This window comes from Microcoleus sp. Pol11C3 (assembly GCF_036701485.1).
In the GTDB taxonomy this organism is placed as follows: domain Bacteria; phylum Cyanobacteriota; class Cyanobacteriia; order Cyanobacteriales; family Microcoleaceae; genus Microcoleus.
In genome coordinates, this window is the sequence record NZ_JAUBQW010000032.1 from 37,877 (window position 1) to 50,934 (window position 13,058).

9 protein-coding genes are annotated in these 13,058 nt (G+C 45.7%); 3 read left to right on the top strand and 6 right to left on the bottom strand.

Annotated elements, in window-relative coordinates:
* Positions 1-40: 40 nt before the first annotated feature.
* The gene (locus tag QUA40_RS10320; RefSeq protein ID WP_333124861.1) at positions 41-820 is read left to right on the top strand and encodes an ABC transporter ATP-binding protein; all 780 of its coding nucleotides are present in this window, start codon (positions 41-43) and stop codon (positions 818-820) included.
* Between the two features lie 61 nt (positions 821-881).
* The gene (locus QUA40_RS10325) at positions 882-1,589 is read left to right on the top strand and encodes an ABC transporter ATP-binding protein (protein WP_333124864.1); all 708 of its coding nucleotides are present in this window, start codon (positions 882-884) and stop codon (positions 1,587-1,589) included.
* Positions 1,590-1,646: 57 nt separating this feature from the next.
* On the opposite strand, the gene QUA40_RS10330 is transcribed toward QUA40_RS10325, so the two are convergent.
* The 5 genes from QUA40_RS10330 to QUA40_RS10350 form a co-directional block, all read right to left on the bottom strand.
* The gene (locus QUA40_RS10330; RefSeq protein ID WP_333124867.1) at positions 1,647-7,136 is read right to left on the bottom strand and encodes a response regulator; all 5,490 of its coding nucleotides are present in this window, start codon (positions 7,134-7,136) and stop codon (positions 1,647-1,649) included.
* 548 nt (positions 7,137-7,684) lie between these two features.
* On the bottom strand, positions 7,685-9,127 hold the full coding sequence (locus QUA40_RS10335; RefSeq protein ID WP_333124870.1) for a hypothetical protein: 1,443 nt from the start codon (positions 9,125-9,127) through the stop codon (positions 7,685-7,687).
* 164 nt (positions 9,128-9,291) lie between these two features.
* Positions 9,292-9,501 (bottom strand): hypothetical protein, encoded by a 210-nt coding sequence (locus tag QUA40_RS10340; RefSeq protein ID WP_333124872.1) that lies wholly within the window; start codon positions 9,499-9,501, stop codon positions 9,292-9,294.
* Between the two features lie 630 nt (positions 9,502-10,131).
* Positions 10,132-10,359, bottom strand: coding sequence for a helix-turn-helix domain-containing protein (locus QUA40_RS10345; protein ID WP_333124874.1), 228 nt, complete (start codon positions 10,357-10,359; stop codon positions 10,132-10,134).
* 1 nt (position 10,360) lies between these two features.
* The gene (locus QUA40_RS10350) at positions 10,361-11,233 is read right to left on the bottom strand and encodes an alpha/beta hydrolase (RefSeq protein WP_333124876.1); all 873 of its coding nucleotides are present in this window, start codon (positions 11,231-11,233) and stop codon (positions 10,361-10,363) included.
* Between the two features lie 387 nt (positions 11,234-11,620).
* Here QUA40_RS10350 and QUA40_RS10355 point away from each other — a divergent pair, with 387 nt between their 5' ends.
* Complete coding sequence (locus QUA40_RS10355; protein ID WP_333124878.1) at positions 11,621-12,115, top strand: GAF domain-containing protein; 495 nt, start codon at positions 11,621-11,623, stop codon at positions 12,113-12,115.
* Between the two features lie 282 nt (positions 12,116-12,397).
* Here QUA40_RS10355 and QUA40_RS10360 read toward each other — a convergent pair whose 3' ends face one another.
* Positions 12,398-12,985, bottom strand: a complete 588-nt coding sequence (locus QUA40_RS10360; RefSeq protein ID WP_333124881.1) for a hypothetical protein — start codon at positions 12,983-12,985, stop codon at positions 12,398-12,400.
* Positions 12,986-13,058 lie beyond the last annotated feature (73 nt).

Consider the following 13,058-nt stretch of genomic DNA (forward strand, 5'->3'; position numbering starts at 1 on the left):
CCGCTTGCACTCCTCTACAATATTAGGAAATACAACCAAAATGTCATTATTAGAAGCACAACAACTTACAATGCGATTCGGCGGTTTGACTGCCGTCAACCAGGTTAGTTTAACTTTGGAAAAAGGATCGATCGCCAGTTTAATCGGCCCCAACGGTGCGGGCAAGACTACTTTTTTTAATATGCTTACGGGTATTTACAAACCAAGTGGCGGTCAGTTGCTTTTGGAACAGAAAAATATCACGGGTTTGCCTCCGGATCGCCTGACAAGTTTCGGCATTGCTAGAACTTTTCAAAATATCCGTTTGTTTAACAACATGACTGTGCTGGATAATGTTTTAGTAGGTAGACACTGCCGATTAAAAACAGGTTTGTTGGGTGCAATCCTCCGCACTCCGGCTGTGATTTTGGAGGAACGGGAAGCTAACATAAAAGCGCTCGCTATGCTTGATTTTGTCGGTTTAGGTGTTGCTAAAGCGCCGGAGTTGGCAAAAAACCTTTCCTACGGCGATCAGCGGAGATTGGAAATTGCGAGAGCCTTGGCTTCCGATCCGAAAGTGTTACTTTTAGACGAACCCACTGCCGGGATGAACCCGAACGAAACGGCTGATTTAACTCGCTTTATTTACCGAATTCGCGATGAGTTGAATTTGAGTATTTTGCTGATTGAACATGATATGAAAGTGGTGATGGGAATTAGCGATCGCGTTAGTGTTATGGAGTACGGGACTAAAATTGCTGAGGGAACTCCGGCAGAAGTTCGCGCCGATCCTCGCGTAATTGAGGCATATTTGGGAAAAGAAGAAGATGGACATGGTTAATGGGTAAATATCTCCATATTTTGATTAAGATTTAGGTAAAGATAGCCCACAAAGAGCAATTATGTTGGAAATTAAAGACCTTCACACCTACTACGGAAATATCCACGCTCTCAAAGGAGTATCGCTAACAGTCTCGCAGGGAGAAGTTGTGACATTAATCGGCAGCAACGGGGCGGGGAAAACTACAACTCTCCGCACGATTCAAGGACTGCTGCGCCCGCGCCAAGGCACTGTATTATTTGAGGGAAAGCCTTTAGAAGCACTATCTACAGAGGCGATCGTCCGTTTGGGGATTTCTCAAAGTCCCGAAGGGCGGTTGATTTTTCCGCGAATGACGGTGCAAGAAAACCTAGAAATGGGTGCTTATCTCCGCAACGATACTCTCGGTATCAAGTCCGATATGGAAAAAGCATTAAATTTATTTCCTCGTTTGCGAGAAAGAATTAGTCAAAAAGGGGGAACTCTCAGCGGTGGCGAACAGCAAATGTTGGCGATCGCCCGGGCTTTGATGTCGCGCCCCCGCTTGTTATTATTGGACGAGCCGAGTATGGGATTGGCACCGATGTTAGTCAGTCAAATTTTTGCGATCGTCCGCGATATTAATGCTGAAGGAACAACTATTTTACTGGTGGAACAAAACGCCCGCATGGCTTTAAGTGTAGCCCATCGCGGCTATGTCATCCAAACCGGTCAGGTTGTAGTCGCTGGTACTGCTAGTGATTTGCAGTCAAATGAAACTGTCCGCAAAGCATATTTAGGTGAAAGTTAAATAGCTATTCTGGTAATGGGTAATCGGTAACGGCAATTACTAATTACCAATTAGCAATTACCCCGTTTGCGATCGCAACTTCCCCGTTTCCAATTCCGTCTCAAAAGCCGCCCGCACCTTTTCCCACTCCGCTTGGGCTTCCAACAGGCGATCGCGCGCCGCACTCACATCAAAAACCTGTTCCCCTCCAGACTCAACCGCCAGGCGGCCCATATACTCCAACTCCTTGCAAACTGCAGAAAAAGACACCGCTCCTAAATTGGCGCTGCTCGACTTCAGCGTGTGAGAAGCCAGCTTCAAACTATCAGCATCGCCGAGAAAAATAGCCTCCTTAATAGTTTCTAAATGTTGCGGTGCGTCTACCAAATATATCTTAATTAGCTCCCCCAAAAAATCTGGGTCTTCATCATCGTCTAGCTCGCGGAGATTTTGCAAAATATGAAAATCAATCGGCGAATCGGCTCCCGGTTGAACGCTAGAAGATGCCGCAACCTCACTGTCAATGTGATCAGAAATATCTTGATTGTTTTGCTCAGTAATCGCATCCAATTCATCCCGCTTCAGAGGTGAGCACTTGCTCAAGGCGATCGCCAACTCTTCCCGGCGCACCGGCTTAGTAATATAATCGTCCATACCTGCTTCCAGACACTTTTCGCGATCGCCCTGCATCGCATTAGCAGTCATCGCAATAATTCTCGGCTTCTTGTTAGCAGGCCATTCCTGACAAATGCGGCGCGTCGCTTCCAACCCATCCATGTTAGGCATCTGCACATCCATCAGCACAACATCGTAAGATTGCCGCTTCAGCGCCTCCAAAACCTCCAACCCATTAGCCGCAATATCAGCCCGATATCCTATCCTGTCGAGTAAATGTGTAGCGACTTTTTGATTCACCACATTGTCCTCAGCCAGCAAAATCCGAATCTGACTAGAATTAGCTGCATCCTGTCCGGCAGAATTGGCCGCAACCTGCCTCAAAACAGCAGGCGTCCGCTGCACGCGGTGATGTTCTTGAGAATTTTCAAAATACTTCAATCCCGAAGTCAAAGTCACCACATTTGAAACTTCTCCCCTGCCGCTTCTGCCAGTAACATATCCAAAAACTTGCAGCAACACATTATAAAACTGAGACTGTTTTAAAGGCTTAGTTAAAAAAGCAGAAAAATGTACCTCTGTAGTTTCAAGTTTTTTCCAAACTTCTGCCTTACTTAAATAAGTAAACAGCACCAAAGGTAGTGCTATTTTGCGAGTGTTTTTAACGATGGCATTCGGATTTAGACCGTCGCCACCAGACAAATTGCTCAGCTCAAATTTCCGAATCTCCACAGCCAAAGCCACACCGTCCATATCGGGTAGATTCATCGCCAAAATAGCTAAATCGAGCGGCGAGTTTCCTTTAATAATTTCCAAAGCCTCAGCACCCGAAGTTACAGCCACGGGTATCATTCCCCAAGACTCGGCCTGCCGGATCAAAACTTGTCGATTAATGGCATGATGCTCAACAATTAATAAGCGCTTACCAGCGGCAAATTCGGGCCTTTTTTCCTCAGCCCGGATGTCATTCGCTTCAGCAGTCACCGTGAAATAAAAAATCGAACCCGAACCCGATATCGACGGCGGAGTAAATTCTGCAGGCGACCTTCCAGCGATACTTTGTCCGATCGCAGAAACTCCCGGTAGAGACTTAGAACTTCCCGGAGTAACCTGGCTGACAACCCACATTGTACCGCCCATCATATCACTCAAACGCTGGCTGATAGCCAGTCCCAAACCCGTCCCGCCGTAATGTCGCGTTGTCGAAGCATCCACCTGCGAAAAAGCTTTAAACAGGCGATCCATCCGGTCTGGCGGAATGCCAATTCCCGTATCTTGGACAGCAAATTGAATCTCGTATTGTCTGCTACGTGGCAACTCTCCCTGGTTAATTGTTAGCAGTTGTGGCGCTAAAATATTAATTTTATCTGGCGAACTGTTAGCAGCTACCTGTTCAATTTGCCTAGCCGTACAGCACACCACAATTTCTCCAGATTCTGTAAACTTAACTGCATTCCCCAGCAGATTTACCAAAATTTGGCGCAGCCTCGTGACATCTCCTAAAATGTTTTTCGGAACAGAATCATCAATAAAGTAAGCCAGCTCTAAACCTTTTTCTGAGGCTCTCGGAGCCAGTAATTCCAGAGATTCTTCTATACAGTTTTGCAGCTCGAAGGGGCTGCGTTCCAAATCCAATTTTCCAGATTCAATCTTGGAAAAGTCGAGAATATCGTTAATAATAGTCAGCAAAGCATCGCCGCTGGTACGAATTGTCTCCACAAAATCCCGCTGTTCAGCAGTTAGTTCCATATCCAGCAGCAAGCCCGTCATCCCGATGACCGCATTCATCGGAGTGCGGATTTCGTGACTCATAGTCGCTAAAAATTCGCTCTTAGCTCTATTAGCAACTTCCGCCGCTTGTCGTGCTTGATCCAAAGCTTCATTTTGCTCGGCTAACTGTCGCTGTCGCTGAACTTCCGTTTCTAAAAGTTGTGCTTGAGCTAAGGTAATTCCAACTTGAGCGGCAACATCTTCTAAGAGTTCAATTTCGTCGGGATTCCACTGGCGAGTTGCATCGCACTGGTGCAAAGTAATAATTCCATTCGGTTCTCCTTGATAGGAAGTGCGAACAGCCAACATAGATTTTAATCCGATGCGGCGGCACATTGGCCCCGAAGATTCGAGCAAAGGATCTGCAAACACATCGGGAGATGCCAGGGCTATATCTTCAGCGAGTAGTTTTTCTGTGTAGGGGTTATAAGTGACAGAAAGTTCTAAATCTAAAGCCGATTCGTGACCTGGTTCTAAGTATTCCGCGACGCAAGGAAGATGCGGATAAGGTTCGGAAAGATAGGTGTGAATTGTACAGCGATTGACGCCAAATACGCGACCGATTTGGGTAGCTGTAGTCTGAAAAATTTCTTGAGTATCTAAAGTCGAGCGCACTTTTTGAGTAATTTGTTTGAGTAGTAAAACGCGCTGGTACTGACCTTGCAAAGTTCGCTCTCGCTCTTCGCGGGCAATTTCCGCGCCGATATAATTGCCCATTAACTTTAAAATTTCAAAATTCAGCGGTTTCAAAGGAGATTTAGTGGTGCGGGAAGTAAAGCTCAAAGTGCCAAAAATTCGCCCTTGCACTATTACTCTCGTCCCCACAAAAGCCTCCAACTTCCGCACGCTGTAAGCGGGGTGGTTGCGCCACTGAGTAGTGCCGGCTGATTCGACAGAAATAGGTTCGCTCGATCGCAAAACCTCTCGCTCAAAAGTTCTGCTCAAAGCAAAACCGTCTCCTTTAGCAAATCCAAAGGGAAAATCTTCCGGTACATAAGCCGCAATCACTTCGTAGCGATCGCCCAAAACCCTGCCCAACAGCCCGATATCCATCCCAAACTGACTGCAACCCATGGCCAGCAACCGGATAGTTCGATCGTCAAAAGAGCCTTCCGAGCTCACCATTACCTCGTAGAGCGATCGAATTGCCCGCTCACTTTCCCGCAGTTCCTCAACTCCTTCGAGGCGGTTGCAGACATCGTGCAAAGTCCCGAAAATTCCCGCTATTTCGCCTTGGGAATTCCGCCGGACTTGGGCAAATAGTTCCACGGAAACAAAGCCGGAATTACTGTGAATTCCCAAGGAGTTTTTCCCCGAAACCGACTTGGACTTAAATCGCAGTTCTCGCCGTTCAAATTCCGACTTCCCCGACAGCAAAGACTCCAATAAATTTGCACATTGCTCGCGCTCATCTGGATGCACCCACTCTAAAAAATTAGTTTCCAAACTTTCGGACACCGAAAAATTCGTAATTTCCGTCCAAGCGCGGTTGAGAAATTTCCAAACCCCCGCCGCATCTATGTGGAAAATTACTGTTGCTTTCAAAGAGTCAAATAGATGGAACTGCTCCCGATCATGCTCGCGGTTTTTGACTTCAAACTGCTTGTTTGGAGTAATATCTGTATGAGTTCCTACTACCCGCAGCGGTTTGCCGGTAGCGCTGCGTAAAACTTGACCTCGGTTCAGCACCCAGACAGTGCTGCCGTCTTTACAGTACATACGATATTCTGCTGCAAAATCCGGTGTCTTTTGGGCGAAGTGTTCTTCTAAAGCTGCCTTTACCGAGTCAATATCATCTCGGTGGATGCGACTCCACCATTCCGATCGGCGATTCGAGATTTCCCCTTCTTGGTAGCCCAGCATTTCTTGCCACCGCGCCGAATAAAAAAACTCATCTGTTTCGAGATTCCAGTCCCAAATCCCCTGATTGTTGACTGCAGGGGGGATATTTTGCCGGTCTACGAAACTGTGGTGAGAAATTTCAGCCACGAGGTGGCTATTTGGTGCTGTCCGCTGTATTTCTGCAGAGAGTTTTTTGTATTGAACGTTGCTAGATTCTAGCTGGCGCTGCAAAGCGATCAAGCCAGAATGCAGAGATTTTGAATCCAGCGCTTGTAAAAGGATAGTTTTAGGATTGATAATCCCGATCGGGTGATTTGTTTCGTTGATGACTAATAAAGGCAACTGGCAGTAGTGTTTTTGCAGCAGCGCGACGGCTGCTTCGAGGGTAGAGTGCGATCGCACCAGCGGTGGCGAACTGCTGCAAATTGCTCCCGCTTTAATTTTGTTAGAATCTCTTCCCAGCGCCTGCAACTGCACAATATCCCGCGAACTTACCACCCCAACCAGTTTGTGAATGTTAGGATTTGTAAATTTAGAATTGTGAGCCGCACCAGTCGAGTGTTGATCGGGGGTTTCAGTGATTAATACATAACTAACATTGTGTCTAAACATCAGTTGCGCCAAATAGCGAACCGAAGAAGTAGCAGGAGCGTGAATAATTCGCGAGGCTGCTATTTGAGGGATTTGATAAAGTTTAATTAAACTTGCTGGCAGCTCTAATTTCTGATTCAGAATTGGCAGCGGCGGAGGGAACGCGAAAGCCGCAGGTGGCGAAGCGCTGCTAATTGCTTTTTGTGTCGATTCCCCAATTCCCTGCAACATTTGCACCAAGCTTTGAGAGCTAATTAAACCGACAAGTTCTTCAGTGTCGCTGACGATCGGCAAATGGCTGATCTGATTTTTCTCCAGGAGATTTGCTAACGCAAAAAAGTCGGCAATTTCCGATTCTCTGGCTACAGTTACGGTTCGGATCATGATTTGCTCGATCGCAAATCCCCTCAAAGCAGCGCCGATCGAATTTAGCTGTACGACATCTCGCGTTGTAAAAATCCCCAGCACTGTCTGGCCGCCCGCATAGGGAGCTTTTGAGCCGTTGAGACGCAGCCCGTTGCCTCCTGCGACCGCAGGCGGTATGCCGTTGTAGAAACCCGACTGTTCCCGCGATTGTGGGGAAGTCCCGTTGGTGGGATTTCCGAGTTGAGAATGCCCGCGCGGTTCTACCACGAGGACGTAACTGGCTCCTGTGCTACTCATCAGCTCGATCGCCTTTTCTACGGGCGTCTCAGGGGTGACTGTGAGGGGATTGCGGTTGATGACCTGACTGAGAGAGGGAATAAACATCAGGGGGCATAAAAGTGATATTTGTTGAAAAAACCCGATCGCAAGCAGCAGAGTGATTGAGAGGCTTTGCCCGCGAGATTTCCAAGCGCGCTCAAAGTTTCTGTACGATTAAACTCACCCCTACTTCCAGCATCTTGGCATTTAAAATTAATTCCGTGCCATATCCTGATAATTGACGGCTTCTGACTTTCAGAACCAATCCCATCTGCTAGAGGGCCCCGATGAAGGCAGGCGGGTAATTCCTCGCCTAGCTAACTGCTGCGGGTTTACGAGCAAGAATTTCTGCGATTGTCTAGACTGCACCCTACTTTCTGCCCCTCAACCGAACTCTCGCTCGCATTCTGTTTGAGGCAAGATACCTGCACGCTACCAATTTACCAGCGACAGGAGGGGAATCACAACAGCACGACTTAGGTATGGCAACTGTGCAATTAGGGGTTCGAGGGTTCAAGGGTTCCAGGGTTCCAGGGCCAAACAGGCAGAAAATAAATAATTTTGAGCATAACTAATTCTATCTTATCCCAATTATGGCCCAGAGGATTTGAGCTTCAATTCTGGCGATCGAACTTGATGAGAATAGCGCTGTTCCCCGCCAGTGCAAAACTCGCATTTCCGCCCTTGAGCCTTAAGCTACCAACAACCTCATCCATTGTTTTAGAACTGAACTCCCGCACCGTGCCATTACCAGTTTTTATCAGCTCCGAAATATCAGCATTAACAGTGTAAGATGTTGCTCGGTCATTGACAACCAGCAAGTAAACATTCTTGCTAGCATCAAGAGTTGCCACTGCCATTATATCGGAACTGTTAGTGATAGGAAAAAAGGTAGCTTTCCCGCCCTGCAAAGCCCTAATTCCCATCCGCAAAGCATAGTAGCCTGCGCGCCGTTTTCCCCCGTCCCCAAGCAAACCTTCCACCCCTGCGGGCTTGCCCCAGTCGTACAAACAGAATATGTGACTTCCGTAAATATAATTATCCCCCGGTTGAGAACCTCTAATCAAATTCTTAATCAAGTTTAAAGCTAAAGATAAATCACCGTAGCTAGTGTTGTAAGTTCCCCATTCACCTACCCAAAGCTGCGAGTTAGCGCGGACAGTACCGTTCATCCAGCCGCGCACTTTGCGGGTGTAGTTAGAAATATCTGCATCGTAGTTGTGGACATTGACTGTATTGAAATAATTCGGTATTTCCTGCAAAGCACTAGCCGGCCAACTGCTGCCACCTATGGTTTTCGGGCCGTGGATACGGTAAGTGCGATCGGGCAAATAAGTTGTGTAAACAAAGTCGATCGCATCTTTTGCCACCTTAACCAATTCAAAATAGTCAGCCCTAGTCCCCCCCCAACCCTGAGCGCGATTGTCCGGTTCGTTGTGAATTTCCCAATCATCAACGCGGTAATCATTGCGAACATTCAGCCAATAAACCGTAGCAAAAACGTGTTCCCACCACTCATTCCAGTCTTCTGCTGTGCGCGGCGGATTCAGTTGCAGCGCCCAACTCGGATTCCAGTTATTATCAACATTCCGAATACTCACAACTGGGCGAATATTTGCTTGTTTGAGACTATTAAAAATAGTCCGGGCATTGCCTTGCCAAACTATACCAGGTTTTCCCGACCACCAATAATCGCTACCCTGGGGCGGAGTGGTCATAATCTGATCCCAATGCGCCCAATTAATTATATTTGGATTTGCCTTAATTTGGGATATTTCCGGCCACCCGTATTTACCATCATCGTCTTCGGCTTCCCATCGGGACATCCCGCCGTAAATGCGGTAGGTATTAATTCCCAAATCTTGCAAATCTTTGATGTCGAAATTGATATTGCCCTCGACTGCACCGATGTAGCGAGTGCTAACACCCGCAGCATTGCCGGAAATTTTAATTGTTTCGATGTTTTGAGCAAAAGTTGTCGTTCCGCTGAACAACGCTAGGCTGAGGGCCATCAAAATGGCTAGCGTAAAATTCCGAATAGTTGTTTTTGATAACACGGGACTAATGACTAATGATTAAATCACGCCTATAAATATAGCAGGTAGTCCTAGCATTTTAGATGAAAAATTTTAAGCTTTAGAGAGAAAATGACTAATGGCTTAAGTCTTTAGTCTTTAGTCAACAGTCAAATACATTGAGAAAATTTGCGTAATTCCTGTTACTAAAACTTTTCCACAACGTACTTGCCCAAATTCCTGCCCGCTGTCAACCCATCTCGATTGTCTGAAAACCAGTGATAACCGCCGTAAACGCGACTCATCCCGGCTTCCTCCGCAGATTTAGTAATACTTTTAAAAGCCAGAGGCTGCAAATTTACCGAAGCATCGGCGACGGTGGTAAAACTAACATTATCGCCGAAGAAAGCTGTCAAAACTACATCTGCTGCGCGGCTAAAGGTATTGTGTCCCGAAACATGAGCTGGGAAAGATGGAGTATGCAGTTTTTTTTAAACCAATTTTAACAATAGTTGTTGATATTATTATTAAGGAGATGAAACTTAACCAAGCTCTAACATCAAAATCTTTCTTTTGAGTGAAGTTCAGGGCTTAAAGACATTCAGTAAACCATAAAATTTTATAAAGTAGTTAATTTTTATTAGCAATAAGCTTAGAATCTACATCGTCTAGATTAATTGGACCAAGACAATTAAACGTAATTCCAGATACGTGATTATTCCAGTCTTTTGACTCAGAAGATAATTCGAGCGTGTCAGAGAAAGAGCTGGTTGCGATAGATAGATCGAGATTAGTGCGTCCAGTTGATATTGCTTGACCCGTACATAGTGCTTGTGAAAGCTAAAAAACTCTATGAGGGGAAAGTTATAAATTAGATGCGTTTGCCATGCACAACAAAGCAGTTTCAACCCCTCATCGAACTACAACCGATAGCCGAGAGTAATGTGATCTGCGGTAAGTTGAAATATAAACACAGATACCTAAAAAATATCTGCGTCGATCTGCGCTGATCTGCGATGAAAAATATCTCTTATGTGAAAATCAAACTAACGCGAAGTTAAAACAATGTATTGACGGCGCGATCGATCGATAAATCCCTCCTCTTCCAGCCTAGCCATCAGTCGCGTTACTGTAATCCGCGTAATCCCAAGTGCTTGGGAAATCTCCTGATGAGTCAATCTCAAATCAATTAACAGTCTTTGTGCCATTTCGCGACCGAACTTTTGTCCCAATAAAACCAATAATTGCAGCAGTCGATCGCGGCTAGGAGTCAATTCAAACAGCTTTGCTAGCCAAAAAATCTCTCATGTACCGATTCACTAACTGCGGCTGTTCCTGCTGCACCCAGTGGCTGCAATTAGGAATGTAATGAATCTGAAAATCCCGGACGTAATCTGCGGTTCCATAGGTTAACTCTTTGCCGAGGGCGGCATCATTTTCTCCCCAAATCATCAGCGTCGGAACTTGCAGCACGCTCCAATTCTGGCGATCGAGAAATCCGCTAGCTATATTGCGGTAATAATTGATAGTAGCAGTCAGAGCGCCCCGTTTGGCAGCCGCATCTTTGTAAGCTTCGATATCTGAGGGGCTAAAGGTGCTTTTGTTAACTGCCATACCTTCCAAAGTAGCCGCAATTGCCTGATAGTCGCCCAACTGAATTAACAACTCCGGCAAAACTGGCAACTGAAATAACAAGATGTACCAACTTCTCAGCAATTGTTGGGGAGTGCGTAACCCTTCAGCAAACTTGGCTGGATGCGGTAGATTCATCACAATTAATTTATCCACCATTTGGGGATAAGCATAAGCAAAATTCCAGGCGATCGCACCTCCCCAGTCGTGACCAACTAAGACGCAACTTTCGTATCCCAAACCCTGAATAATGCCCTTGACATCTTGCACAAACTCTGCCATCACGTAAGCAGATTGATCGTGAGGTTTGTCGCTGTCGTTGTAACCCCTGAGATCTACAGCGACGACTTTATAATCTGATGCAAATTCCGGGATTTGATGCCGCCAAGAATACCAAAATTCAGGAAATCCGTGCAGCATCAGCATCAGCGGCCCAGAACCTTGAGTGACATAGTGCAGTTTAATGCCGTTCGTAACGATAAATTCGTGTTTCCAAGCAGCTTCTAGCACAGACATATTTGATGCTTCCTCTAGCTTTCGAGATATCCTAGCAGTTCCTCTCTTTAAGAGGAACCAACTTTAGGCATATCTAGCAATTCTCCTAGCACTTATAAACTCTTCCTTTGCTCTTCATGTGTGGAACAGGCGTGCCGCCGGTGGTTCTTCGCGCCAAAAAAGCCGTAGCTTGCGGGGCCCGACACCATCGCCCGTTTCCCAAAAAGATTGCTATCTCTGTCAAAATAATAGTATAATGTCGCTGGCATCCAGACAACTGTTAAGCCAAAAATTCCTCATTTTCGAGCGCGGGAAAATCCCGAAGCGCAACAATTTGAGGTGTTGTGTAGATGCCAGTTCAATAATTAAGATCGGGCGAGTGTACTAGGAATTAAAGGAGTTAATACTATGTCGGGCGATCGGCTGCAAAACATTGTTAACCGCTTGACAGATCGTCTAAAGCGCGACGTATTAGTTGAAAAATCCCTCTACGACATTCGAGAAATTTTGCAGAGCGATCGCGCGCTGCTTTATCATTTTTATAAGCAGTGGCAAGGTAGAGTGACTTACGAGATGTTGAGTGCGATCGAACTCTCAATCTTGGGTTCAACAGGGCCAGATGAATGTTTTAACGACGAATACGCTGCTTTGTACGAAGCCGGCAGAGTTAAAGCAATTGCAGATATTGAAGTAGGACAAATTCACGAATGCCACCGAGATTTTCTGCGTAGCCTGAAAGTTCGCGCCAATTTAGTTGTGCCAATTTTAACGAACAAAGGACTGTGGGGGCTGTTAATTGCTCATCAGTGCAGCGGGCCCCGCACTTGGTCGCTGTCCGATATTGAATTCATGCAAAGACAAGCGCAAAATATGGCAACGTCTCCCACAATTCAAGATAGTTAATCTTTCATCCAAAATCCCGCTTTGTGACAGTTGGGGTGCATTGTCTGTGCGATCGAATATTACCAACCAACCAAAATATGGTGTTCTATTGTTAAGCGGGAGTTTGTACCGACTCATAGGGCTGGATGACAATCTCAGCGGGAATTCCTAACTCTTGATTCAGCTTCCGATGTCATAACGGATTGAGACAATCAGCAGTAAAATGCAGCGGCGAGAAATAACCTCAAATTCATCACCAGTGGTTTTTGCTCGTCCGCTGCAATAAAGTGTTACCCCTAGCGCTTATGGTGACTGGCTTTCATCCTTTTTAATTAGCTTTAAACAAGCGTGTATCGTTGCCAGAGAGTAATAGAACATCCAATTATACCAAATGGCTTTGTCATAATCCTGCTTTTGGCCATCCTTGTGGTGTCGTATTGAATAGTTATTAGCTATATCAAATAAAGCCCTCTCGGCGTGGTTTAATTTTACTTCCTTAATTTGATCGCGCAGCCACTCAAGAACATCAAATAAGTTTCGAACTGCATCAAACTTTTCATCTAGAGATGAGCGAGAACGTCTAAATTTAAGAATTGCGGATTCAACTCGCTGCTCAACATTTTCAAGATCGTAAGCAGGCAGTTCTGCAAGAACTAACTCCTTCAATCCTTCCTCGGAAAATTCTAGAATTTCACCCTTTTTGGAGATTTCATATCCCTCTCTATAGTCACACAATAACTCATTAATCCTATCTCTAAATTCTTGCTTACCAGTCTCCCTATCGAAGGTGTCATAAGAATCTCCATGATTACTCCATTCATCGTATCGATGAATCGGCTCAGAAACACGATCGTAAAGAAACTCGATGACATCAAATAAGTCATCCTCCATTGGTGACAAGTTAAGAAGAGCGATAGAAAGTCAAGAGGGACTTTCTTAACAAGCTCAAACGTGTGAAACTCAG

Coding starts and splice junctions, on each gene's coding strand:
- QUA40_RS10320 (WP_333124861.1), top strand. CDS start 41: ATGTCATTATTAGAAGCACAACAACTTACAATGCGATTCGGCGGTTTG.
- QUA40_RS10325 (WP_333124864.1), top strand. CDS start 882: ATGTTGGAAATTAAAGACCTTCACACCTACTACGGAAATATCCACGCT.
- QUA40_RS10330 (WP_333124867.1), bottom strand. CDS start 7,136: ATGTTTATTCCCTCTCTCAGTCAGGTCATCAACCGCAATCCCCTCACA.
- QUA40_RS10350 (WP_333124876.1), bottom strand. CDS start 11,233: ATGTCTGTGCTAGAAGCTGCTTGGAAACACGAATTTATCGTTACGAAC.
- QUA40_RS10355 (WP_333124878.1), top strand. CDS start 11,621: ATGTCGGGCGATCGGCTGCAAAACATTGTTAACCGCTTGACAGATCGT.
- QUA40_RS10360 (WP_333124881.1), bottom strand. CDS start 12,985: ATGGAGGATGACTTATTTGATGTCATCGAGTTTCTTTACGATCGTGTT.